Raw genomic sequence first — 23,230 nt, 5'->3', positions numbered from 1 at the left:
GGACCGGTGGCGGCGGACCGCGACGGCCACGGCACCGCCCCCGTCGTCGTGATCGGCCCGATGGGTGCCGGCAAGTCCACCGTCGGCAAGCGCGTCGCGAAGCGGCTCGGCGTGCCCTTCACGGACACCGACCGGGTGATCGCGCGTGAGCACGGTCCGATCCCCGCGATCTTCGCCGACCGGGGGGAGCCCGCGTTCCGCGCGCTCGAGGCCGACGCCGTCGCCGGTGCCATGCGGACCGGTGGCGTCATCGCCGTGGGCGGCGGCGCCGTCACGCACGCGGAGACCCGCCGGGCGATGCACGGCGCACGCGTGGTGCTGCTGACCGTGTCGCCAGAAGCCGTCGCCGAACGCATCGCCGGGTCCGACCGTCCGCTGCTGGCGTCCGGTGGCATCGACGCCTGGCAGACCATCCTCGACGACCGTGCGGCCACCTACGCCGAGCTCGCGCACGTGGTCGTCGAGACCTCTCGTCGCCCCATGGCCCACGTCGTCGACGACGTCGTCACCTGGCTGCGGAGCGACCACACCGAAGGAGCACCGTGACCGAGACGACCCTGCCAGAAGGCACCACCGAGATCCGCGTCGGCGGCGCGGACGGCTACGTCGTCGCAGTCGGCACCGGCCTGCTCGGGTCACTGCCCGCGCTCCTCGGACCGCGGGTCGCGAAGGTCCTGATCGTGCACGCGCCCACGCTCGGTGCCCGCGCCGAGGAGCTCCGCGCCGGACTCGTCGAGGCCGGGTTCGAGGCCCTGATCGCCGAGGTGCCCGACGCCGAGGCCGCCAAGCGCGTCGAGGTCGCCGCGTTCTGCTGGCAGATCCTCGGGCAGTCGGACTTCACCAGGACCGATGCCGTGATCGGCCTGGGCGGGGGAGCGGTCACCGACCTCGCCGGGTTCGTCGCCGCGACGTGGCTGCGCGGGGTGCCGTACTTCGCCGTGCCGACCAGCGTGCTCGGCATGGTCGACGCGAGCGTCGGCGGCAAGACCGGCATCAACACGAACGAGGGCAAGAACCTGGTCGGGGTGTTCTCCGCACCCCGGGCGGTCGTCGTGGACCTCGACCTGGTGCACACCCTGCCGCGCAACGACGTGCTCACCGGGTTCGCCGAGATCGTGAAGGCCGGGTTCATCGCCGTGCCCGAGATCCTCGACGTCGTCGAAGCCGACGTCGACCGCGCCACCGACCCGTCGACGCCGGAGTTCCGCCGGGTGGTCGAGCTCGCGATCCAGCTCAAGGCGCAGGTGGTGTCGGAGGACTTCACCGAGCAGGGGCGTCGGGAGATCCTGAACTACGGGCACACGCTCGGGCACGCGATCGAGCACGCCGAGCGCTACCAGTGGCGGCACGGGGCGGCGGTGTCTGTCGGCATGGTCTTCGCGGCCGAGCTCGCGCGACTGACCGGGCACCTCGACGACGCGACCGTCGACCGGCACCGGTCGATCCTGGAGTCGCTGTCGCTGCCGACGAGCTACCCGCTCGGCCGCTGGCAGTCGCTCCTGGCGACGATGCGTCGGGACAAGAAGGCCCGCGCCGGCATGCTCCGGTTCATCGTGCTCGACGGCATCGGCAAGCCCGTCACGCTCGAGGGCCCCGAGGACCACCTGCTCTTCACCGCCTACCAGGAGGTCGGCGCCTAGCCCTCGTCGCTACCGCAGCACGCGGCGGGTGCGACGCCACCACCAGCGCGCCCGCATCGACAGGGTGAGGACGCCGGTCCGCCGGTACTCGTGCAGTTCGGGGAGCGTGGCGCCTTCGAGCCAGGCCTCGAACGCGTCAGCGACCGGGTCGTCCGTTCCGTCGAGCTCGATGCACGGCTGGTCGGGCAAGGGGCGGAAGAGACTCATCGGTCGTCCTTTCTCGGTGCATCGTCCGTGGCGGGGGAGTCGTGTCTGCGGAGGGCACGAACCGCGAGGTTCCGGTCCTCCTTGGGCGCCCACCGTACGTTCCGCAACCGTTCGAGCACAGTCCTGGAAATGTCGTGTTCTGCACTGGTGGAGTGCGAGCGCACCGCCCAGGTGAGTCGCTCCCAAGCGTGGTTGCGGTCGAACGACCGGCGGGCTCGCGTGGCGGCGATCCAACTCAGGACCGCGGCGAGCGCTGACGCGGCCGCGGCGATCGAGGCGATGAGTGCTGTCTCCATACGCCGAGTGTCCTGAGGCGGGACGGGCCACGGGGCCAGGGTCGGCCGACCTGTGGACGGGGAGCCGAGCCTCCCGGCTGTGGAGGAGTCGGGCGGGGGCGCCCAGCCCGGGGGAGCATGCTGAACAGGTGCCCACCCCACCCCGTCTGAGCGACCTCGGCGCGCGGCCGGACGCCGACGCGGGAACCATCCGCTCCCGCGCGCGCCGCTTCGCCGAACTGCTGTCCATCGCCCGTCGACACGGTCTCGTGCCGTTCCGTCGCCTCGACTTCTCGCGTGAACCGGAGACCTCCGACAAGCGGCGTGACCAGGCCGAACACCTGCGTCGCGCGCTCGAGGAGGCCGGCGGCGGCTTCGTGAAGATGGGACAGCTGCTCTCGACCCGGGACGACCTGCTGCCGGACGAGTGGACCGAGGGACTCGCGCACCTGCAGCGGGACGTCACGCCAGCGGACCCGCAGGAGGTCGCGGACCTGCTCACGGCCGACCTCGGGGCCCCGGTCGCCGAGGTCTTCCAGTCGTTCGACCCGAGGCCCGTGGCGGCTGCGTCGATCGCGCAGGTGCACCGCGCGCGGCTGCACGACGGCACCGCGGTCGCCGTGAAGGTCCAGCGACCCGGCATCGACGCGGCCGTGCGGCAGGACGTCGACATCGCGCTCCGCGTGGTGCGGTTCCTCGCCAGGACGTCGACCGAGGCCCGTCAGGTCGGGGTGATCGACGTGGCGACGCAGTACGGCGACGACCTGATCCGCCAGGTCGACTTCGCCTCAGAGCTCCGGAACCTCGAGGCGCTCCGCGCGGCCCAGGCCAGGAGCGCACGACCGGACGAGGTCCGCTACCCGACGCCGTACCCCGAGCTCTCGGGTCGGCGGGTGCTCGTGATGGAGTTCCTCGAGGGCGACACGCTCAGCGCGATCCGCGCCTCCCGCGTCGACCGGGACCTCGACGAGCCGATGCGCGCGATCCTCCGCGCGTTCCTGCGGCAGGTCGTCTTCGACGGCATCTACCACGGAGACCTGCACCCGGGGAACGTCCTGCTGCTGCCCGACGGTCGCCCCGCCCTCATCGACTTCGGGTCGGTGGGCCGCCTCGACCCGACCCTGCGCGACACGGTGCAGGAGCTCGTCGCGGCGTACATCCAGGACGACACCTCGCGGATCGCGGACGCCGTGCTGCGGATGGCGCCGGTGCGTCGAGCGCAGGACGAGGCCGACTTCCGCCGGGACATCGCCCGGTTCGTGGCCGACGAGCTCGGCCCCGGCGCCCGCATCGGCGTCGAGACGGTCGACGACGCGGTCGAGGTCTTCGGGCGCTACCGGCTCAAGCCGCCGCCGGACTTCATCGCAGCTGCCCGGGCACTGGCGATCTTCGAGGGGACCCTGCGCACCCTGCTGCCCTCGTTCGACCTGCTCGACGAGTCCCGCAACCTGGCCCGCGAGCAGATCCGTGACCAGCTCCGCCCGAGCGTGCTGCGGGACGTCGCCGCGCGCGAGCTCTTCGGCCTGTTCTCCACCGTCCGACGCCTGCCCCGGCGGATCGACCGGATCAGCGAGGCGATCGAGGGCAACAAGCTGTCGGTGAACATCCGCCTGCTCGCCGACCAGCGCGACCGACGCACCGTCTCCGGCATGATCCGACGGATCCTGCTCGTGCTGCTGGGTGCCGGGGCGGGCGTGCTGGCGATCGTGTACCTGGCGGCGCCGGCACGGCCGACCGCGGTGCTGAGCACCGGCGTGGCCGGCGGGCTCCTCGGTGGGACGGCCGTGGTGCTGCTCGTCTGGGCGGCGATCGACGCCTGGCAGGCACGACGGCGCGAGTGAGCGCCGACGACGGCGCGGCCGCTCGTGACGGCGCGGCCGCTCGTGACGGCGCGGCCGCCCGCGACCGCGCGCGTGAGGCCGTCGGCTACACTCGTCCGGGGCCCCAGCGCCCGCAGATCTTCACTCCTCAACACGAACGGGACATCGACACTCATGGCCAGTACCACTGACATCAAGAACGGCGCCGTTCTCATCATCGACGGGCAGCTCTGGTCGGTCGTCGAGTTCCAGCACGTCAAGCCCGGCAAGGGTGGTGCGTTCGTCCGCACCAAGCTGAAGAACGTCGTCTCCGGCAAGGTCGTCGACCGCACCTTCAACGCGGGCGCGAAGATCGAGACCGCGACGGTCGACCGCCGCGACTACCAGTTCCTCTACGAGGACGGCGACTCCTACGTGTTCATGGACACCGACACCTACGACCAGGTCCCGGTCCCCGCGACCGTCGTCGGCGACGCGAAGAACTTCCTCCTCGAGTCCGCGATGGTCACCCTCGCGATGAACGAGGGCAACCCGCTCTACATCGAGCTCCCGACGTCGATCGTCACCGAGATCGAGACCGAGCCCGGCCTGCAGGGCGACCGCTCGTCCGGTGGCACCAAGCCCGCGACGATCAAGGCCACCGGCTACCAGATCCAGGTGCCGCTGTACCTCGAGACCGACACCAAGGTGAAGATCGACACGCGCGACGGCAACTTCCTCGGCCGCGTCAACTAGGGCCGCCGGATGAGTGCTCGTTCGAAGGCCCGCAAGCGCGCGCTCGACATGCTCTACGTGGCGGAGGTCCGGGAGCTCCCGATCGCCGACGTCCTCGCGACGGAGACGGTCCGCCACCTCGACAACCCCGAGCGGGCGTCGAGCTGGGACTACGCCCGCCAGGTCGTCACCGGGGTCGACGAGGCCCGTCGTGAGATCGACGACGTGATCATCGACCACGCCCAGGGCTGGTCCATCGCCCGGATGCCGGTCCTCGACCGCTGCATCCTGCGCATGGGCGTCTGGGAGATCCGCTTCAACCCCGAGGTCCCCGACGCCGTCGCCATCTCGGAGGCCGTCGAGCTCGCCCAGTCGCTGTCGACGGACGACTCCGCCGGCTTCGTGAACGGCGTCCTCGGAGCCGTCGCCGGTGGTCGTGCACCGTCCGGTCGGACGGTCGCCGGAGACCAGGAGTCCCGCTAGGGTTGACCACGTCCGCATCCTTTAAATGCCGTCCTGAGAGGCGGGGAAGGAGGTCGGCGTGGGTACCCGCACGGTCCTGCAGCAGTCCGACATCACGCGTGCTCTGACACGCATCGCGCACGAGATCCTCGAGGCCAACCACGGCGCCTCGGACCTGGTGCTCCTCGGCATCCCGACCAGGGGAGCCGTCCTGGCCGACCGGCTCGGCGAGGTCCTCGCCGGCATCGAGCCCGAATGGTCCGGCGGCCAGCAGCGCGTCGGCACCCTCGACGTCACGCTGCACCGCGACGACCTCGGCCACGGCATCGGCCGGGCCCCGCACCGCACGGTGATCCCGGCGAGCGGCATCGACGGCAAGGTCGTCGTGCTCGTCGACGACGTCCTGTACTCCGGCCGCACCGTCCGGGCAGCGCTCGACGCCCTGCAGAACATCGGCCGCCCGCGTGCAGTCCGGCTCGCGGTCCTGGTCGACCGGGGCCACCGCGAGCTCCCCATCCGGGCAGACCACGTCGGCAAGAACCTGCCGACCGCGTCCGACGAGCGCGTCACGCTCCGCCTGACCGAGACGGACGGCGTCGACGAGGTCGTCATCGAGCAGCCCGAGCAGACGCAGCTCGAGCAGACGCCGCCGGAGCAGGGAGCGGACGCATGAGGCACCTGCTCTCCACCGCCGACCTCTCCCGCACGGACGCCCTCGCGATCCTCGACGTCGCCGAGGAGATGGCCGAGGTGAACACGCGCGAGGTCAAGCGGCTGCCGGCCCTCCGCGGCAAGACCGTCGTGAACCTCTTCTTCGAGGACTCCACGCGCACCCGCATCTCCTTCGAGGCCGCCGCCAAACGCCTCTCCGCCGACGTCATCAACTTCGCCGCGAAGGGCTCCAGCGTCTCCAAGGGCGAGTCCCTCAAGGACACCGTCCAGACCCTCGGCGCGATGGGCATCGACGGCATCGTCATGCGCCACGGCGCGTCCGGCGCCCCGCGGGTGCTGGCCGACGCCGACTGGATCGACGTCCCCGTGGTGAACGCGGGCGACGGCACCCACGAGCACCCGACCCAGGCGCTCCTCGACGCCTTCACGATGCGCCGCCGGCTCCACGGCAGCGCGTCCCGCGGCCAGGGCCTCGACGGCGTCCGCGTCCTCATCGTCGGTGACGTCCTGCACAGCCGCGTCGCCAGGAGCAACGCCTGGCTGCTCCGCACGCTCGGTGCGAGCGTCACCTTCGCTGCGCCGCCGACCCTGCTCCCGGCGACCGCGCGGCCGTTCGGTGCCGCCGTGCACCACGACCTCGACACCGCCCTCGCCGAGGACCCGGACGTCGTGATGACGCTCCGCATCCAGCAGGAGCGCATGAACGACGCCTTCTTCCCGAACCCCCGCGAGTACACGCGCCACTGGGGCCTGACGGCCGCCCGCTTCGCCCGGTTGTCGGAGCGCACGCTCGTGATGCACCCGGGGCCGATGAACCGCGGGCTGGAGATCGCCGGCGTGGCCGCCGACTCGCCGGCCTCGACGATCGTCGAACAGGTCGAGCACGGCGTCTCCGTCCGCATGGCCGTCCTGTACCTGGCCCTGACTGGCGCAGGCACCCCGTCCGGCACCGACCAGAAGGAGTCCGTCGCATGACCGCTCACCTCATCCGCGGCGCCCAGCTGGTCGACGGCTCGCGAGCCGACATCCGCCTGGAGGCCGGGCGCATCACCGCGGTCGGGTCCGGTCTCGACACGGCCGGCGCCACGACCGTGGACGCGGACGGCCTGATCGCCATGCCCGGTCTCGTGGACCTGCACACCCACCTCCGCGAGCCCGGCCACGAGGAGTCCGAGACGGTCCTTTCCGGCTCGCGTGCCGCGGCCGCCGGTGGCTTCACCGCCGTCAACGCGATGGCCAACTCCAGCCCGGTCGCCGACACCGCGGGCGTGGTCGAGCAGGTCCAGGCCCTCGGCGACGACGCCGGCTACGTCACGGTCCGCCCGATCGGCGCCGTGTCCCAGGGCCTGCAGGGCACACACCTGTCGGAGATCGGCGCGATGGCGACCTCCCGCGCGAAGGTCCGGGTGTTCTCCGACGACGGCTCGTGCGTGGCCGACCCGCTGCTGATGCGCCGCGCACTGGAGTACATCAAGGGCTTCGGCGGGGTCCTGGCGCAGCACGCGCAGGAGCCTCGCCTGACCATCGGCGCGCAGATGAACGAGGGCCGCCTGTCCTCCGAACTCGGTCTCGCCGGGTGGCCGGCCGTGGCGGAGGAGGCCATCATCGCCCGTGACGTCCTGCTCGCCGACCACGTCGGAGCGCGACTGCATGTCTGCCACGTCTCGACCGCCGGCAGCGTCGAGGTCATCCGCTGGGCCAAGTCCCGCGGGATCGACGTCACGGCCGAGGTCACGCCGCACCACCTGGTGCTGACCGAGGACCTCATCGCCGGGGTCGACGGCGCCCCCGGCTACGACGCCCGCTACAAGGTGAACCCGCCGCTGCGCTCCCGCGAGGACGTCGACGCCCTGCGCGCCGCCCTCGCTGACGGCACGATCGACATCGTCGCCACCGACCACGCACCGCACACCGCCGAGGCGAAGTGCTGCGAGTGGCCGGCCGCCGCGAACGGCATGGTGGGGCTCGAGTCCGCGCTGAGCGTGGTGCACGCCGCCGTCGTCGAGCAGGGACTCCTCGACTGGTCGGACGTCGCCCGCGTGCTCTCGAGCGCACCGGCCCGCATCGGCCAGGTCGAGGGCCACGGACACGCCATCGCCGAGGGTGCCCCGGCCGAGGTCACCCTGTACGACCCGAGCGCGGTCCGCGAGTTCGCCGTGGCCGACCTGGCGGGGCAGTCGCAGAACTCGCCGTACCTCGGCATGCGCCTGCCGGGCCGGGTCGTCGCGACCTTCCACCAGGGCTACCCGACGCTCCTCGAGGGCGCGCTCGTCGACCCCGACACCGTCGCGGCCGCAGCGCGCACGGCAGCCCGTGCCACCGAGGGGGCCCGGGCATGAGCGGCGACGCCGCGCGGTGGCTCCTCGGCGGACTGATCCTGCTCGCGGTGGCCGCGCTGTTCGTGGCGATGGCGCGCACCTGGCGGACGCGGGTCAGGAAGCAGACCGACGCCGTGCCTCCCGTCGGTGTGCCGACCGGCCTGCCCCAGGCGGTCGGGTCCTGGGACGGCTTCACCGTCGCGACGACCCGTGCCGATCAGCCGCTGGAGCGCATCACGGCGGGCGGACTCGGCTTCCGGGGCCGTGGCGGCGTGACCGTCCACGAGACCGGCGTCGTCCTGCACCTGGCGGGGGAGGCCGACCGCTGGATCGCCGCCGACCTGGTGCGCGGCGCCGACCGGGCGACCGCGGCCATCGACCGCGTCGTCGAGCCAGGGGGGCTGGTGCGTCTGCGATGGACGGCGACCGGCGCCGCTGGTGCGACGGACCTCGACACCTACTTCCGGTTCCCGGAGGGCGACGCAGCCGCGCTGCACGCACTCCAGGAGCTGGCGACGAAGCACAACCACCCGCAGACCGCGGGCGAAGGGACGAACTCATGACACGCGAACGGGCCGTGCTGGTCCTCGAGGACGGCACCCGACACGACGGATGGGCGTACGGCGCCCGCGGACGCAGCCTCGGCGAGGTGGTGTTCGCGACCGGGATGACCGGCTACCAGGAGACGCTGACCGACCCGTCGTACGCCGGGCAGATCGTGGTGCAGACCGCGCCGCACATCGGCAACACCGGCGTCAACGACGAGGACCCCGAGTCCCGTCGCATCTGGGTCGCCGGGTACGTCGTCCGCGACCCCAGCCGCGTGGTGTCGAACCACCGTGCCACCGCGTCGCTCGACGACCACCTGGAGCGCGACGGCATCGTCGGGATCTCCGGGATCGACACCCGCGCCGTGACCCGCCGCATCCGCGACGCCGGGGCGATGAAGGGCGGCGTCTTCAGCGGCCCCGACGCCGCGCTGTCGTCGGACGACCAGCTCGCGCTGGTCCGCGAGCAGGCCGACATGGCCGGGCAGAGCCTCTCCGCCGCGGTGTCGACCGACGCCGAGTACGTGGTTGACGCGGTCGGCGAGCAGATCGGCACGCTGGCCGTGCTCGACCTCGGCGTGAAGACCTCGACCACCCGCTACCTCGCCCAGCGCGGCTTCGAGGTGCACGTGCTGCCGCAGGACGTCACCGTCGAGCGGCTCCGCGAGCTCGACCCCGACGCCCTGTTCTACTCGAACGGCCCCGGCGACCCGGCGGCCTCCGACGCGCAGGTCACCCTGCTGCAGGAGAGCCTGCGCGACGGCCGCCCGTTCTTCGGCATCTGCTTCGGCAACCAGCTGCTCGGCCGCGCGCTCGGCTTCGGCACCTACAAGCTGCCGTTCGGGCACCGCGGCATCAACCAGCCGGTGCTCGACACCACGACCGGCAAGGTCGAGATCACGAGCCAGAACCACGGCTTCGCGGTCGACGCCCCCGTCGGCGAGGTCCTCGAGTCCCCGGTCGGCTTCGGCCGGGTCGAGGTCTCGCACTACTCGCTCAACGACAACGTCGTCGAGGGCCTCCGCGCGCTCGACATCCCCGCGTTCAGCGTGCAGTACCACCCCGAGGCCGCCGCCGGACCGCACGACAGCATGTACCTGTTCGACCGGTTCCGCGACATGGTCGTGGCCCGTCGTGCCGGCGAGCCGCTCGACGCGGCGACCGCCGACGCCACGACGCCCGCCGGCGACATCACGAAGGAGGGCAACTGATGCCCAAGCGCCCCGACATCACCTCCGTCCTCGTCATCGGCTCCGGCCCGATCGTCATCGGGCAGGCCGCCGAGTTCGACTACTCCGGCACCCAGGCCTGCCGCGTGCTCCGCGCCGAGGGCATCCGCGTGATCCTGGTCAACCCGAACCCGGCGACGATCATGACCGACCCGGACTTCGCCGACGCGACCTACATCGAGCCGATCACGAACGCGTCGCTCGAGGAGATCATCCGCATCGAGCAGCCGGACGCCGTCCTGCCGACGCTCGGCGGCCAGACCGCCCTGAACGCGGCGATCGCCCTCGACGAGGCCGGGATCCTCGACAAGCACGGCGTCGAGCTCATCGGCGCCAAGGTCGACGCGATCCAGCGTGGTGAGGACCGCCAGCTCTTCAAGGAGCTCGTCCTCGAGTCCGGCGCGGACGTCGCCCGCAGCCACATCGCCCACACCCTCGAAGAAGCAAAGGAGTTCGCGAAGGACCTGGGCTACCCGCTCGTCGTCCGCCCGTCCTTCACCATGGGCGGCCTCGGCTCCGGCTTCGCGTACAACGAGACCGAGCTCATCCGCTTCGTCGGCGACGGGCTGCAGTCCAGCCCCACGACCGAGGTCCTGCTCGAGGAGTCGATCCTGGGCTGGAAGGAGTACGAGCTCGAGCTGATGCGCGACAACGCCGACAACACGGTGGTCGTCTGCTCGATCGAGAACGTCGACCCGGTGGGCGTGCACACCGGCGACTCGATCACCGTCGCCCCCGCGCTGACGCTGACCGACCGCGAGTACCAGAACCTGCGTGACATCGGCATCGACATCATCCGCCGCGTCGGGGTCGACACCGGTGGGTGCAACATCCAGTTCGCCATCGACCCGGCGAACGGCCGCGTGATCGTCATCGAGATGAACCCGCGCGTGTCCCGGTCGAGCGCCCTGGCATCGAAGGCGACGGGCTTCCCGATCGCCAAGATCGCCGCGAAGCTCGCCATCGGGTACCGCCTCGACGAGATCCAGAACGACATCACGCGGGTCACCCCGGCGAGCTTCGAGCCGACGCTCGACTACGTCGTCGTGAAGACCCCGCGCTTCGCGTTCGAGAAGTTCCCGGCCGCCGACGCCACCCTGACGACGACGATGAAGAGCGTCGGCGAGGCGATGGCCATCGGCCGGAACTTCGCCACCGCCATGCAGAAGTCGCTGCGCTCGCTCGAGAAGCGGGGGTCGAGCTTCCACTGGGACACCCCGGCCGCCGAGCTCGACAAGGACGCGCTCCTGGCGAAGTCCGCGATCCCCACCGACGGCCGCATCGTCACGGTGCAGCAGGCGCTCGTCGCCGGCGCCACGGCAGCCGAGGTCTTCGACGCCACGAAGATCGACCCGTGGTTCCTCGACCAGATCGTGCTCATCAACGAGGTCGCCGAGGAGATCCGCGCCGCCGACACCCTCGACGAGGACACGATCCGCTGGGCCAAGGAGCACGGCTTCAGCGACATCCAGATCGCCTCGCTGCGGAGCACGGCCGACCAGCAGGTCACCGAGCAGCAGGTCCGCGACACGCGCCACGAGCTCGGCATCCGGCCGGTCTTCAAGACGGTCGACACCTGCGCCGGCGAGTTCCCGGCCCTGACGCCGTACCACTACTCGTCCTACGACGTCGAGACCGAGGTGGCGCCGAGCGACCGGAAGAAGGTCGTCATCCTCGGCTCCGGCCCGAACCGCATCGGCCAGGGCGTCGAGTTCGACTACTCCTGCGTGCACGCGTCCTTCGCGCTGAGCGACGCCGGGTTCGAGACGATCATGATCAACTGCAACCCGGAGACGGTGTCGACGGACTACGACACCTCGGACCGGCTGTACTTCGAGCCCCTCACCACCGAGGACGTCCTCGAGGTCATCGAGGCCGAAGCCGCCTCGGGTGAGCTCGTCGGCGTCGTCGTGCAGCTCGGCGGCCAGACGGCCCTCGGGCTCGCGAAGCCCCTCGAGGCGGCGGGCATCCCGATCCTCGGCACCACCCCGACCGCGATCGACTCCGCCGAGGAGCGCGGCCAGTTCTCCGCGATCCTCGACCAGGCCGGCCTGCTCGCACCCCGCAACGGCACCGCGCACGACCTGGCCAGCGCCACCGGCATCGCCGAGGAGATCGGCTACCCGGTGCTCGTCCGCCCGTCCTACGTGCTCGGCGGCCGCGGGATGGAGATCGTCTACGACTCCACCGCGATGGCCGACTACTTCGGCCGGATGGCCGACCAGGCGATCATCGGCCCGGAGCTGCCGCTCCTGGTGGACCGGTTCCTCGACGACGCGGTGGAGATCGACGTCGACGCGCTCTTCGACGGTGAGCGCCTCTACATCGGCGGCGTGATGGAGCACATCGAGGAGGCCGGCATCCACTCCGGCGACTCGTCCTGCACCCTCCCGCCGGTGGGCCTCGGCCGCAGCGAGATCCAGGCCGTGGTCGACGCGACCGAGAAGATCGCGCGCGGCGTCGGTGTGCGCGGCATGCTCAACGTGCAGTTCGCCATCGCCGCCGGCGTGCTCTACGTCCTCGAGGCGAACCCGCGTGCCAGCCGCACCGTCCCGTTCGTCTCGAAGGCCCTCGGCATCGCACTGGCCAAGGCCGCCGCGCGGATCATGACGGGCACCTCGATCGCCGCGCTCGTCGACGAGGGCATGCTGCCCGCCCGCGACGGCGCCTTCGTGCCGGCGCAGGCACCGGTCGCCGTGAAGGAGGCCGTGCTGCCCTTCCGCCGCTTCCGCACCACCGAGGGCCAGGTCGTCGACTCGGTCCTCAGCCCCGAGATGCGCTCCACCGGCGAGGTCATGGGCATCGACCGCGACTTCCCGCGGGCGTTCCTGAAGAGCCAGGAGGCCGCCTACGGTGGGCTCCCGACGAGCGGCACCGTGTTCGTGAGCGTCGCGGACACCGACAAGCGCGCGATCGTCCTGCCGGTGCACCGCCTGCAGCAGCTCGGCTTCACGATCACCGCGACGGAGGGCACCGCCGAGGTGCTCCGCCGCAACGGGATCCTGGTCGACGTGGTCGGCAAGTACAGCCAGGGCGGCGAGAGCGTCGTCGACCTGCTCGCCCGCAACGAGGTCGACATCGTGATCAACACCCCGTCGGGTGCCGCCGGTCGCGCCGACGGCTACGAGATCCGCGCGGCCACGGTCGCCGCGGACAAGCCCCTGTTCACGACGATCGCCCAGCTCGGTGCCGCCGTCGCGGCCATCGAGACGATCGGCACCCCGCACAGCGTGCGCAGCCTGCAGGACTACGCGCTCGAGCGGGCGGGCTGGTGACGGCTGTCCGGGACGGAGGCTCGGCCTCCTTCGGCGTCCGGCTCGCGGCCGCCATCGGGTCGCGGTCCGCGCTGTGCGTCGGCATCGACCCCCACGCCGCCACCCTGGCGGCGTGGGGGCTCGGCCGTGACGAGGCCGGGCTGACCGCGTTCGGCCGCGTCCTGGTGGACGCGGCCGCCGGTCGGGCCGCCGTCGTCAAGCCGCAGGTCGCGTTCTTCGAGGCCGCGGGGGTGGCCGGCTACCGCGCGCTCGACGCGACGATCCGTCGGGCACGTGACGCGGGCCTCCTGGTCGTCGCCGACGTCAAGCGCGGCGACATCGGGACGACGGGGGACGACTACGCGACCGCGTGGATCGACGAAGACGGGCCGTTCGCGGCCGACGCGATGACGGTGTCGCCGTACCTCGGGTACGGCTCGCTGCGCGGGACGATCGACGTCGCGCGTCGGAACGGCGCCGGCGTGTTCGTGCTGGCCGCGACGAGCAACCCCGAGGCACGGGTGCTGCAGACCGCGGTGCTCGCCGAGGGCCCGCGTGCTGGGCGGAGCGTCGCTGCCGGTATCGTTCTCGACGTGGCAGACGACAACCCGGCTGAGGACGACCAGGCCATCGGCGACGTCGGGCTGGTGCTCGGCGCGACCCTCGACCTCGCGGACTTCGGCATCGGCGCGAACGACATCGGGTCGTCCCCGGTGCTCGCGCCCGGCTTCGGTGCCCAGGGTGCCCGGATCGAGGACCTCCGCGCGCTGTACGGCTCGCGTGCCGGGCAGGTGCTCGTGAGCGAGTCCCGCGGGCTGCTGACCGACGGCCCCGACGGCGTCGCCGCTCTCGTGACCGACCGTGCCGAGCGGATCCAGGCGGCCCTGGCATGACCGACGACGGCATCACCCACGACTCCGGTTCCCTGCCCGCGCACCGCACGCCGCCCGAGGTGGACCGCGCCGCGGCTGCCCGTGCCGCCGTGGCCGCCCGCCGTGCCCGCGCCGCGGTGAAGTCCGCCGTCGCCACGGGGGAGCGGTCGGCGCTCGACGTCGCCCGCACCGCCTGGAGCGACGCCGACGCCCCCGCCGAGAAGTCCCTCCGGGTCCGTGACCTCCTGACCAGCCTGAACGGCATCGGACCGGCCCGCGCCGAGACCATCATGGGCTCGCTCCGGATCGCACCCTCGAAGCGGCTCGGCGGCCTCGGCACCCGGCAGCGGACGGCGCTCTCCGACTGGCTCGCCGCGCGCGGGCGGAAGCGCGGTGTGTCGAAGCTCGTCGTGCTCGCCGGACCCACCGCCGTCGGCAAGGGGACCGTCAGCGCGTACATCCGCGAGCAGTACCCCGAGGTGAACCTCAGCGTCTCCGCGACCACCAGGAAGCCGCGGCCCGGCGAGGTCGACGGCGTGCACTACTACTTCGTCGACGACGCCGAGTTCGACCGGATGATCCGCGAGCGCGAACTGCTCGAGTGGGCGACCGTGCACAACTCCTACCGGTACGGCACGCCGCGCCCGCCGATCGACCGCGCGCTGGACGCCGGCGACAAGGTGATGCTCGAGATCGACCTGCAGGGCGCCCGGCAGGTGCGTGACGCCATGCCCGAGGCGGTCCTGGTGTTCCTGCTGCCCCCGACGTGGGACGAACTGGTCCGCCGGCTCATCGGCCGCGGGACCGAGTCGTCCGAGGAACAGGCCCGCCGACTCGAGACCGCGAAGGTCGAGCTGGCCGCGCAGGACGAGTTCGACGTGCGGATCGTGAACTCGGATGTCGGCACGGCGGCACGCGAGGTCGTAGACTTGTTCACTGCGCCCTAGCCGGGAGCGCATCCGCTCGTTGTCTGGAGACACCATGGCCAACCCCCAGGGCATCATCGACCCGCCCATCGACGACCTGCTGTCCAAGGTGGAGTCGAAGTACGCGCTCGTCATCTTCGCCTCGAAGCGTGCACGACAGATCAACGACTACTACGCCGACCTGCACGAGGGCTCGCTCTTCGACAACGTCGGTCCGCTCGTCGACTCCACGATCGACGACAAGCCGCTGTCGGTGGCCCTCCACGAGATCAACGAGGACAAGCTCACCGTCACCAAGCAGCAGCCCCAGCCCACCGTCTGAGCCCGGTGACGTCCAGCACGCTGCGCCTGTTCACGTCCGAGTCGGTGACGGAGGGGCACCCCGACAAGATCTGTGACCAGATCTCGGACACCATCCTCGATGCCCTGCTCGCCGTCGACCCGCATGCGCGGGTCGCGGTCGAGACGATGGTGACGACGGGTCTCGTGCACGTCGCTGGTGAGGTCACCACGTCGGGGTACGTCGAGATCCCGAAGCTTGTCCGTGACGTGATCACGGGCATCGGCTACAACTCGTCCGAGGTCTCCTTCGACGGCGCCACGTGTGGTGTCGAGGTCTCGATCGGTGCGCAGTCGCCGGACATCGCGCAGGGCGTGGACGAGTCGTTGGACTCCCGTTCCGGTGCCGGTGTGGACCCGCTGGATCGTCAGGGTGCCGGTGACCAGGGCATCATGTTCGGCTTCGCGACGAACGAGACGCCGGAGTACATGCCCGTCGCCATCTGGCTCGCGCACCGGCTCGCCGAGCGCCTGGCTGCGGTCCGGAAGTCCGGGGAGCTGACGTTCCTGCGGCCCGACGGCAAGACCCAGGTCACGGTCGGGTACGACGGCGTCGTGCCGAAGAGCGTGGAGACCGTCGTCGTGTCGACGCAGCACTCGCCGAGCGTGACGCTGGACGAGCTGACCGCGGCGATCACGGAGCACGTGATCCGCCCGGTCCTGGACCAGGTGGAGTTGGACTCCGCGGACGTCGAGGTCATCGTGAACCCGACCGGCCGGTTCGAGATCGGTGGGCCGCAGGGCGACGCCGGGCTCACCGGGCGGAAGATCATCGTCGACACCTACGGTGGGGCGTCCCGGCACGGTGGCGGGGCGTTCAGCGGCAAGGACCCGTCCAAGGTCGACCGGTCGGCGGCGTACGCGCTGCGCTGGGTGGCGAAGAACGCGGTCGCGGCGGGGCTCGCTGACCGGCTCGAGGTCCAGGTCGCGTACGCGATCGGCCGTGCGAAGCCGGTGGGGCTCTACGTGGAGACGTTCGGCACGGGTCACGTCGACGACGCGGTCATCGAGGCCGCGATCCGTCAGGTGTTCGACCTGCGTCCGGCGGCGATCATCCGTGACCTCGACCTGCTCAAGCCGCGGTACGCGCAGACGGCGACGTACGGCCACTTCGGTCGTGAGCTCCCCGGGTTCACCTGGGAGCAGCTCGACCGTGTCGACGCCCTCCGCCAGGCCGCAGGACTCGTCGCCGCCACCGTCTGAGTGACCGCGTGACCACCGTCGCGCGCGTCGTCCTCGACTCGCCGCTCCCGCAGCTCGACCGTCTGTTCGACTACCGGGTGCCGTCCGAGCACGAGGACGCCTGCGTGCCCGGGGTCCGCGTGAAGGTCCCGCTCCGCACCGGCGCCCGGATCTCGGACGCGTACGTCATCGAGGTCGTCGAGGACGGCCCCGGGGCGCCGGGCGGGGCGTTCCCGGGTGAGCTGAGCGCGATCGAGACGCTCGTCAGCCCGGTGCCGGTGCTCGCGCCGGAGATCTGGACGCTCGCGCGGGCCGTCGCCGACCGGGCCGCCGGTGTGGCGAGTGACGTGCTCCGGCTCGCGGTGCCGACGCGGCAGGTCCGTGTCGAGAAGGCGTGGCTCGCGCGGGACCCCGAGCACGTGCCACCTTCGGTCGCGGCCCCCGCGGTGACCGGGTACGCCGACGGCGTCGTCGAGGGCATCCTCGCGGCGAACCAGCGTGCCGCGGTGGCCGCGATCCCACACCCCGTGCAGCTGCCGGCGGCGGCGGCGGCGGCGGCGGCGGCAGCGGCAGCGGCAGACGATGCCGCACCCGACGACCCCGCCTGGGTCCCCGGCTGGGCGCTCACCCTGGCGCAGGCTGCCGCCAGCACCCTGGCCACCGAGCGGTCGGCGGTCATCGCCGTGCCGGACTTCCGCGACCTCACCGACCTCGAGCGCGCCCTGCACGCCCTGGTCCCCGCCGAGCGCGTGGTCCGCTTCGACGCCAAGCAGACCAACGGCCAGCGCGCCAAGGCCCTGCTGCAGGCCCGCACCCACCCCGTCGTCGCCATCGGCAACCGCACGGCGATGTACGCACCGGCCAGCGACCTCGGCCTCATCGCGATGTGGGACGACGGCGACGCGTCCTTCATCGAGCCCCGGGCCCCGTACGTGCACACCCGCGACGTGGCCCTGGTCCGCGCGGCACAGTCGGGTGCGGCGCTGCTGTTCCTCTCCCACGCGCGGAGCACCGACGTGCAGCGCCTGGTCGAGCTGCACTGGCTCGACGACGTGACGCCGCTCCGGGCCGCGGTGCCGAAGGTCATCCCGACGGCGCAGCAGGTCAGCGCCGAGGGCTTCGCCGCACAGGCCCGGATCCCGAGCAGCGCCTGGCGCGCCGCACGGGAGGCCAGCCGGACGGGGCCCGTGCTCGTGCAGGTCGCCAACCCGGGCTTCGGCACCGGGCTCGTGTGCGCCGACTGCGGGGAGCGCGCCCACTGCCGGGTGTGCGGGGGACCCCTCGGCAGCCCGACGCACGGCGCCGTTCCCCAGTGCCGGTTCTGCGGGGCCCTCGCGGCCGGGTACCGCTGCCCGACGTGCGGCGGCGGGAAGCTCAAGGCCGTCGGTCAGGGGGCGCAGCGCACCGCGGACGAACTCGGCCGGGCGTTCCCGGGCACCCGCATCATCGTCGCGGACGGCTCCCGCCCGATCGACGAGGTCCCGGCGCGCCCGGCGGTCGTCGTCGCCACGCGTGGAGCCGAGCCGTCGACGCCCGGCGGCTACGCCTGCGTGCTGCTCCTCGACGGCGAGAAGATGCTCGGGCGCGAAGGCCTCCGGGTGCAGGAGGAAGTGCTTCGGTTCTGGACGAACGCGGCCGCCAAGGGCGCTCCCGGAGCCGAGGTCTACCTCGTCGGCATCGGCGGGTCACTGGCGACGGCGATGGCGCTCTGGCGACTCGACACGCCCGCTCACGACGAGCTCGTCGACCGCCGCGAGCTCATGTTCCCGCCGGCCGTCCGGGTCGCGACGCTCACCGGCACGGAGGAAGCGGTGACCGCGGCGGTCGAGGCCCTCGGGGAGGCCCCCGTCGGGCCGGTGCTCGGGCCGGTCCCCGTCGACGACCCCGTTCCCGGCACCGTCCGGGCGATCGTGCGGTTCCCCTACGCCCACGGCACCGAGGTCGCCGCGACGCTCAAGGCCGAGGTCATCCGTCGGTCGTCGACGCGGCGGGTGCTCCCGGGCGGCAACCGCCGTCGAGCCGCCCCGACACTGCGGGCGCGGCTCGACGACGCGGAGCCGTTCGCCGAGGTCTGAGAGGGCCTCAGGCCGTGGTGGTGCGGTCGCGGCGCTGGCGTCCGTCCGGCCGCGGCAGGAACACACCGAGGGCGACCATGCCGCCGGCGAGCAGCAGGTGCAGCCAGTTGTCGGCGGTGTTCAGCGGGACGAAGTTCGCAGCGGAGGCGTGGTCGGCCGTGAAGAGCCCGTAGACGAACAGCACGAGGTAGACGATGCCGCCGATGACCAGGTAGCTGCGAGAGCCGACGGCACTCCGGGCGGCGGCCAGCCCGACGATCCCGAAGAGCAGGTGCACGATGTTGTGCAGGACCGAGACCTGGAACAGCCCGAGCAGCATCGCCATCGAGCCGTGCCCCGCGCCGCCGAGGTCGCCGGTCGTGATCCCGGGGACGAACCCGGCGATCCCGACGACCAGGAACACGATGCCGACGACGAGCGTGGCCTTCTGGATGGTGGAACCGGCGTAGCGGTTGGTGGACGTGGTGATGTCTGCCATGTCGTTGCTCCTGGTGGTCAGCGGCGCGGCTGCGCCGGGTTGGTGGGGACGCCGTGGGACGGCGGGTTGACCGGCGGACCGCTCGTCGCGGGGCTCGCAGGGGAACCGCCGCTCGGCCCATCCTGGACCTCGGGCAGCCGGTCCGGCACGGACCCGGCGGGTTCGGCGCCGTGCGCGAGGTCCGTGATCCGCCGCTCGAGGAGCTGGGTCACCGGGAGCCGGTCGCCGTGGGCGCGCTCGTGGTCGAGCAGAGCCTGGACCTGCGCCTGGTCGAGCGGGCGGAGGTGTTCCGCGAGGTTGCCGAGCGGGATGTGGTCGAAGTCCGCCAGGGGGAGTTCGTCGGGCATCGTCGTCCTTCCGGTCGTGTGGCGGCGACGCTACGCAGCCGCCGCTGCTCCGCTCTCCAGTCGAGCGGGCTGCTGCGCACCCCGGACACGCCGGCCATGGGAGGATCGAACCCATGCGTCTCGTCGTCGCCGGCAGCCCCGCTGCGGCCGTCCCCACCCTCCGTCGGCTCGCGGCGTCCGACCACGAGATCGCCGCGGTGCTCACCCGCCCGCCGACACCGCAGGGCCGCAAGCGCGTCCTGACCCCGACGCCGGTCGCCCAGGCCGCCGAGGAGCTCGGGCTGCCCGTGCTCGAAGCCGCCCGCGTCGACGACGAGGTCACCCGCCGCATCGCGGAGCTGGACGTCGACCTCGGCGTCATCGTCGCCTACGGCGCCCTGCTCCGCCGCGCGGCGCTCGACACCCCGCGCCACGGCTGGGTCAACCTGCACTTCTCCGACCTGCCGGCGTACCGCGGCGCCGCGCCCGTGCAGCGTGCCGTGATGGCGGGCGACACCAGGACCGCCGCCACGGTGTTCCAGCTCGTGGAGGCGCTCGACGCCGGCCCCGTGTTCGCCAGCGAACCCTTCGAGATCGACCCCGAGGCGACCGCCGGCGAGGTCCTGGCCGCCATGGCCGAGACCGGCGCCGAGGTCGTCGCCCGGGTCGTCGACGCCATCGCGGACGGCAGCGCCACCGCCACGGAGCAGGTCGGTGAGCCGACCACCGCCCCGAAGACCACCATCGAGGACGGTCGCGTCGACTTCGCCGCGTCGGCTGCCGCCGTCCACGCCCACATCCGCGGCGTGACGCCGGAGCCCGGTGCCTTCGCGCACCTGGGGGAGACGCGCGTCAAGCTGCTGCGGTCCCACCGGATGCCCCGGACAGGAGGCCCGGCAGACCCCGCCCCGTCCCTCGCCCCCGGTGCGTTGACGCTCCAGGGCGGCGCGCTCCTCGTCGGGACCGCCGACGAGCCGCTCGTGCTCGCCCGGGTGCAGCCGGCCGGCAAGACGGCGATGGACGCCGCTGCCTGGGCCCGTGGCCTCGGTACCCTCGACGGGAAGGTCCTCGCATGAGCCCGCACCAGCAGCACCGTCCCGAGACCCGGACGGTCCGCGGCCCGAGCGCCCGCCGGGTCGCTTTCGACGTGATCCGGGCCGTGCAGGTCGACGACGCCTACGCCAACCTCCTGCTCCCGACGCGCATCCGCCGCGCTGCGCTCTCCGCGCGCGACGCCGGCTTCGCGACGGAGCTCACCTACGGCACCATCCGGATGATCGGTCGGTACGACGCCGTCGTCGAGGCCGCCTCCGGCCGGAAGGTCGGCAACGTCGAGGCCGACGTGCTCGACGTCCTGCGCCTCGGGGTCCACCAGCTGCTCGCCATGCGCACGCCCACCCACGCTGCCGTCTCAGCCACCGTCGAGCTCACACGCGAGGTCGGTGCCCACCGCGCCACCGGGTTCGTCAACGCCGTGATGCGCAAGGTCGCGGCGAGGACGCCCGAGGAGTGGGACACCGAGATCACCCGCGGCCTGTCGGGCGACGAGCTCCTCGCCACCCGGTGGTCGCACCCGGCGTGGGTCATCGCCTCGCTCCGGGACGCCCTCGCTGCAGAGCGCTCCCGCGACGAGCTCGTGGCGCTGCTCGCGGCGGACGACGTCGCACCCCGTGTCCAGCTCGCCGCGCTGCCTGGACTCGCGACGGACGACGACCTGCGCACCGCGACCACGGCCGTGGAGCCCGCCGACACCGAGCCGCAGGGCGACGACGCGACCGGTGCCGAGCCTCCCGTCCCGACCGAGGTGGCCGACGTCGTGGCGGACGCCGACGCGCTGCCCGTGTCGCCCGTCGGGATCCGTGGCGTGACCGGTGACCCTGCCCGGGTGCCGGGCATCGCCGCCGGACGACTCCGCGTGCAGGACGAGGGCTCGCAGCTCGCCGCCCTGGCGCTCAGCCGGTCCTCCGCGATCCAGCCCGGGGAGCGGTGGCTCGACCTCTGCGCCGGACCCGGTGGCAAGGCCGCCCTGCTCGCGGCCGAGGCCGCACAGGCCGGCGCGACCCTCGTCGCGAACGAACTCGTGCCGGCGCGGGTCGGACTGGTCCGGAAGGCCCTCGCGGCGTTCGGCGACACCGTCAGCGTCGTCGAGGGCGACGCCCGCCGGTACGGCCAGGACGGTTCCGGCGTGCGGTACGACCGCGTGCTCCTCGACGCACCGTGCACCGGGCTCGGCGCACTCCGTCGTCGCCCGGAGGCCCGCTGGCGCAAGGTGCCCGAGGACGTGCAGGAGCTCGCGGTGCTGCAGACGGAGCTCCTCGACGCCGCGGTGCGCGTCCTGGCGCCCGGCGGCACGCTGGCCTACGTCACGTGCTCGCCGCACCTCGCCGAGACCCGCGGGCAGGTCGACGCCCTGATGCGCCGGCACGGGGACCTGCTCGAGCAGGTGGACACGGCGTCGGTGGTCCGCTCGGTCGCCGCACGGGACCCGCAGGTCGCCGACGGCATGACGGCGCAGCTCTGGCCGCACCGGGTGGGGACGGACGCGATGTTCATCGCGCTGTTCCGTCGCCGGTGACGCGTCCGGTCACTCCATCCGGAAGTCGAAGCCGTCGTTGCGGGACAGCCGACCAGCGGCGCGGACGAAGCGCAGCCCCTTGCCCACCGTCCCGTCGGTGGCCGTGACGTTCTGCTCCTCGGCCTCGCGGATGCGCCAGGCGAGGTCCGTGCCGCGGGCGTCGTAGGCGACCCGCTCCATCGCCTCGACCACGCGGCGCTCGGCGACGGCGTCGACCTGCCGTGCCGTGGGCACCGGTTCGTCGGCGGGTGCCTGGTCTGCTCGGTCCTCGGTGGGCCCGCCGCTCCGCGCAGCGGTCAGCAGCACCGTGCCGACGGCCGCCACGCCCGTGAGGGCGTCGGCGTGGGTCAGTCCGAGTCCGCCGGACATCACCAGCTCGATGTCCACGGTCACCGGCGTGCCGTGGTCGAGCCGGGTGAGCCGGACCTGTCCGCGGCCGCCGCCGTTCTCCCAGCGCACCACGTCGCCGTGCGACAGGAAGAGCGCGAAGTCCATGACCTCGAGGACGTCCTCGAGCCCCCGGATCACGTCGGGCAACGGGGCACCGGCGTCGGGGGCGAACACGACCCGCACCAGGATGGACTCCGGATCGACATCGGTCATGCCAGCAGCCTAAGTGGACCCGTCGGCCGCCGGTAGGCTCGTCGTGTGACGATCCGCATCTCGCCGAGCATCCTGTCCGCCGACTTCGCGAACCTCGAGCGCGAGCTCGGGCGCATCGCCACCGCCGACCTGGTCCACGTGGACGTGATGGACAACCACTTCGTCCCGAACCTGACGCTCGGGCTGCCGATCGTCGAGCGCCTGCAGCAGGTCTCGCCCGTGCCGCTCGACGTCCACCTGATGATCACGGACGCCGACACCGAGGCCCCGAAGTACGCCGAGCTCGGGGTGTCCAGCGTGACGTTCCACCTGGAAGCCGCGACCGACCCGGTGGCGACGGCCGCGGCGATCCGGTCGAACGGCGCCCGGGCCGCGGTCGCGGTGAAGCCCGGCACGCCGATCACCCCCGTGCTCGCGCACCTCGACGCCTACGACATGATCCTGCTCATGACGGTCGAGCCCGGGTTCGGCGGCCAGTCGTTCATGCCCGAGGTGATGCCGAAGCTCGCCGACGCCCGTGCGGCCGTCGACGCCTCCGGGCTCGACGTCTGGCTCGAGGTCGACGGCGGCATCGCGGTCGACACCGTGCCCCAGGCCGTCCGGAGCGGGGCCGACACCCTGGTCGCCGGCTCGGCGGTCTACGGCGGCGACCCCGAGTCCCGCATCCGTGACCTCCGCGACGCGGCGCAGCGTGCGCTCGCGGGACGGTAGCCTG

At 72.5% G+C, this 23,230-nt stretch carries 23 protein-coding genes; 19 read left to right on the top strand and 4 right to left on the bottom strand.

The window, feature by feature from the left end; translation table 11 throughout:
- Nucleotides 1-6: 6 nt before the first annotated feature.
- Nucleotides 7-546 carry a shikimate kinase gene (locus OXR63_RS00785; RefSeq protein WP_441315712.1) on the top strand — a complete coding sequence of 180 codons (540 nt, stop codon included), beginning with the start codon at nt 7-9 and terminating at the stop codon, nt 544-546.
- Nucleotides 543-1,640, top strand: coding sequence for a 3-dehydroquinate synthase (gene aroB / locus OXR63_RS00780; protein WP_374116040.1), 1,098 nt, complete (start codon nt 543-545; stop codon nt 1,638-1,640). Before OXR63_RS00785 ends, aroB begins: the two co-directional genes overlap by 4 nt.
- Before the next feature lie 9 nt (nt 1,641-1,649).
- On the opposite strand, the gene OXR63_RS00775 is transcribed toward aroB, so the two are convergent.
- On the bottom strand, nt 1,650-1,847 hold the full coding sequence (locus tag OXR63_RS00775) for a hypothetical protein (protein ID WP_267419375.1): 198 nt from the start codon (nt 1,845-1,847) through the stop codon (nt 1,650-1,652).
- A 424-nt stretch (nt 1,848-2,271) separates the two neighbouring features.
- Between OXR63_RS00775 and OXR63_RS00770 the strand changes: the two genes are divergently transcribed.
- From OXR63_RS00770 to OXR63_RS00705, 14 genes are all read left to right on the top strand, one after another.
- Nucleotides 2,272-3,963 (top strand): ABC1 kinase family protein, encoded by a 1,692-nt coding sequence (locus OXR63_RS00770; RefSeq protein WP_267419374.1) that lies wholly within the window; start codon nt 2,272-2,274, stop codon nt 3,961-3,963.
- A gap of 153 nt (nt 3,964-4,116) precedes the next feature.
- On the top strand, nt 4,117-4,677 hold the full coding sequence (gene efp / locus OXR63_RS00765) for an elongation factor P (RefSeq protein ID WP_071275071.1): 561 nt from the start codon (nt 4,117-4,119) through the stop codon (nt 4,675-4,677).
- Between the two features lie 9 nt (nt 4,678-4,686).
- A complete protein-coding gene (nusB, locus tag OXR63_RS00760) occupies nt 4,687-5,139 on the top strand; it encodes a transcription antitermination factor NusB (protein ID WP_267419372.1) in 453 nt (150 codons plus the stop codon).
- Nucleotides 5,140-5,197: 58 nt separating this feature from the next.
- Entirely contained in the window at nt 5,198-5,791 is a 594-nt protein-coding gene (gene pyrR, locus OXR63_RS00755; RefSeq protein ID WP_267419371.1) for a bifunctional pyr operon transcriptional regulator/uracil phosphoribosyltransferase PyrR, read from the top strand.
- Entirely contained in the window at nt 5,788-6,765 is a 978-nt protein-coding gene (locus OXR63_RS00750; RefSeq protein ID WP_267419370.1) for an aspartate carbamoyltransferase catalytic subunit, read from the top strand. The genes pyrR and OXR63_RS00750 overlap by 4 nt, the downstream gene beginning before the upstream one ends.
- Nucleotides 6,762-8,129, top strand: coding sequence for a dihydroorotase (locus OXR63_RS00745; protein ID WP_267419368.1), 1,368 nt, complete (start codon nt 6,762-6,764; stop codon nt 8,127-8,129). The genes OXR63_RS00750 and OXR63_RS00745 overlap by 4 nt, the downstream gene beginning before the upstream one ends.
- Nucleotides 8,126-8,671: a PH-like domain-containing protein gene (locus OXR63_RS00740; protein ID WP_267419367.1), complete on the top strand. Its 546-nt coding sequence runs from the start codon at nt 8,126-8,128 to the stop codon at nt 8,669-8,671. Before OXR63_RS00745 ends, OXR63_RS00740 begins: the two co-directional genes overlap by 4 nt.
- Nucleotides 8,668-9,867, top strand: a complete 1,200-nt coding sequence (carA, locus tag OXR63_RS00735) for a glutamine-hydrolyzing carbamoyl-phosphate synthase small subunit (RefSeq protein ID WP_267419366.1) — start codon at nt 8,668-8,670, stop codon at nt 9,865-9,867. The genes OXR63_RS00740 and carA overlap by 4 nt, the downstream gene beginning before the upstream one ends.
- On the top strand, nt 9,867-13,160 hold the full coding sequence (carB, locus tag OXR63_RS00730; protein WP_267419364.1) for a carbamoyl-phosphate synthase large subunit: 3,294 nt from the start codon (nt 9,867-9,869) through the stop codon (nt 13,158-13,160). Before carA ends, carB begins: the two co-directional genes overlap by 1 nt.
- A complete protein-coding gene (gene pyrF / locus OXR63_RS00725; RefSeq protein ID WP_267419363.1) occupies nt 13,157-14,032 on the top strand; it encodes an orotidine-5'-phosphate decarboxylase in 876 nt (291 codons plus the stop codon). Before carB ends, pyrF begins: the two co-directional genes overlap by 4 nt.
- Entirely contained in the window at nt 14,029-14,958 is a 930-nt protein-coding gene (gene gmk / locus OXR63_RS00720; RefSeq protein WP_267419362.1) for a guanylate kinase, read from the top strand. Before pyrF ends, gmk begins: the two co-directional genes overlap by 4 nt.
- Before the next feature lie 34 nt (nt 14,959-14,992).
- Nucleotides 14,993-15,259, top strand: a complete 267-nt coding sequence (gene rpoZ, locus OXR63_RS00715) for a DNA-directed RNA polymerase subunit omega (protein ID WP_056124209.1) — start codon at nt 14,993-14,995, stop codon at nt 15,257-15,259.
- A gap of 5 nt (nt 15,260-15,264) precedes the next feature.
- Nucleotides 15,265-16,479: a methionine adenosyltransferase gene (metK, locus tag OXR63_RS00710; protein ID WP_194660427.1), complete on the top strand. Its 1,215-nt coding sequence runs from the start codon at nt 15,265-15,267 to the stop codon at nt 16,477-16,479.
- A gap of 8 nt (nt 16,480-16,487) precedes the next feature.
- Nucleotides 16,488-18,533, top strand: a complete 2,046-nt coding sequence (locus tag OXR63_RS00705; RefSeq protein WP_267419349.1) for a primosomal protein N' — start codon at nt 16,488-16,490, stop codon at nt 18,531-18,533.
- A 7-nt stretch (nt 18,534-18,540) separates the two neighbouring features.
- On the opposite strand, the gene OXR63_RS00700 is transcribed toward OXR63_RS00705, so the two are convergent.
- Together OXR63_RS00700 and OXR63_RS00695 are read right to left on the bottom strand one after the other, a co-directional pair.
- Entirely contained in the window at nt 18,541-19,011 is a 471-nt protein-coding gene (locus OXR63_RS00700) for a DUF4383 domain-containing protein (protein WP_194660429.1), read from the bottom strand.
- A gap of 17 nt (nt 19,012-19,028) precedes the next feature.
- Nucleotides 19,029-19,358 carry a hypothetical protein gene (locus tag OXR63_RS00695; protein WP_267419347.1) on the bottom strand — a complete coding sequence of 110 codons (330 nt, stop codon included), beginning with the start codon at nt 19,356-19,358 and terminating at the stop codon, nt 19,029-19,031.
- 113 nt (nt 19,359-19,471) lie between these two features.
- Here OXR63_RS00695 and fmt point away from each other — a divergent pair, with 113 nt between their 5' ends.
- Nucleotides 19,472-20,413: a methionyl-tRNA formyltransferase gene (gene fmt, locus OXR63_RS00690; protein WP_267419345.1), complete on the top strand. Its 942-nt coding sequence runs from the start codon at nt 19,472-19,474 to the stop codon at nt 20,411-20,413.
- Nucleotides 20,410-21,912, top strand: a complete 1,503-nt coding sequence (locus OXR63_RS00685) for an RsmB/NOP family class I SAM-dependent RNA methyltransferase (RefSeq protein WP_267419343.1) — start codon at nt 20,410-20,412, stop codon at nt 21,910-21,912. The genes fmt and OXR63_RS00685 overlap by 4 nt, the downstream gene beginning before the upstream one ends.
- Nucleotides 21,913-21,921: 9 nt before the next feature.
- On the opposite strand, the gene OXR63_RS00680 is transcribed toward OXR63_RS00685, so the two are convergent.
- Nucleotides 21,922-22,515 carry a hypothetical protein gene (locus OXR63_RS00680; protein ID WP_267419341.1) on the bottom strand — a complete coding sequence of 198 codons (594 nt, stop codon included), beginning with the start codon at nt 22,513-22,515 and terminating at the stop codon, nt 21,922-21,924.
- Between the two features lie 45 nt (nt 22,516-22,560).
- Between OXR63_RS00680 and rpe the strand changes: the two genes are divergently transcribed.
- On the top strand, nt 22,561-23,226 hold the full coding sequence (gene rpe / locus OXR63_RS00675) for a ribulose-phosphate 3-epimerase (RefSeq protein WP_071275113.1): 666 nt from the start codon (nt 22,561-22,563) through the stop codon (nt 23,224-23,226).
- Nucleotides 23,227-23,230 lie beyond the last annotated feature (4 nt).

This window comes from Curtobacterium sp. GC_Cur_3 (genome assembly GCF_026544205.1).
In the GTDB taxonomy this organism is placed as follows: Bacteria; Actinomycetota; Actinomycetes; order Actinomycetales; family Microbacteriaceae; genus Curtobacterium.
This window is presented reverse-complemented; position numbering and strand designations above follow the sequence as displayed.

Coding starts and splice junctions, on each gene's coding strand:
- OXR63_RS00700 (WP_194660429.1), bottom strand. CDS start 19,011: ATGGCAGACATCACCACGTCCACCAACCGCTACGCCGGTTCCACCATC.
- fmt (WP_267419345.1), top strand. CDS start 19,472: ATGCGTCTCGTCGTCGCCGGCAGCCCCGCTGCGGCCGTCCCCACCCTC.
- OXR63_RS00695 (WP_267419347.1), bottom strand. CDS start 19,358: ATGCCCGACGAACTCCCCCTGGCGGACTTCGACCACATCCCGCTCGGC.
- OXR63_RS00740 (WP_267419367.1), top strand. CDS start 8,126: ATGAGCGGCGACGCCGCGCGGTGGCTCCTCGGCGGACTGATCCTGCTC.
- OXR63_RS00775 (WP_267419375.1), bottom strand. CDS start 1,847: ATGAGTCTCTTCCGCCCCTTGCCCGACCAGCCGTGCATCGAGCTCGAC.
- OXR63_RS00750 (WP_267419370.1), top strand. CDS start 5,788: ATGAGGCACCTGCTCTCCACCGCCGACCTCTCCCGCACGGACGCCCTC.
- OXR63_RS00680 (WP_267419341.1), bottom strand. CDS start 22,515: ATGACCGATGTCGATCCGGAGTCCATCCTGGTGCGGGTCGTGTTCGCC.
- OXR63_RS00685 (WP_267419343.1), top strand. CDS start 20,410: ATGAGCCCGCACCAGCAGCACCGTCCCGAGACCCGGACGGTCCGCGGC.
- nusB (WP_267419372.1), top strand. CDS start 4,687: ATGAGTGCTCGTTCGAAGGCCCGCAAGCGCGCGCTCGACATGCTCTAC.
- gmk (WP_267419362.1), top strand. CDS start 14,029: ATGACCGACGACGGCATCACCCACGACTCCGGTTCCCTGCCCGCGCAC.
- OXR63_RS00745 (WP_267419368.1), top strand. CDS start 6,762: ATGACCGCTCACCTCATCCGCGGCGCCCAGCTGGTCGACGGCTCGCGA.
- carB (WP_267419364.1), top strand. CDS start 9,867: ATGCCCAAGCGCCCCGACATCACCTCCGTCCTCGTCATCGGCTCCGGC.
- rpoZ (WP_056124209.1), top strand. CDS start 14,993: ATGGCCAACCCCCAGGGCATCATCGACCCGCCCATCGACGACCTGCTG.
- efp (WP_071275071.1), top strand. CDS start 4,117: ATGGCCAGTACCACTGACATCAAGAACGGCGCCGTTCTCATCATCGAC.
- carA (WP_267419366.1), top strand. CDS start 8,668: ATGACACGCGAACGGGCCGTGCTGGTCCTCGAGGACGGCACCCGACAC.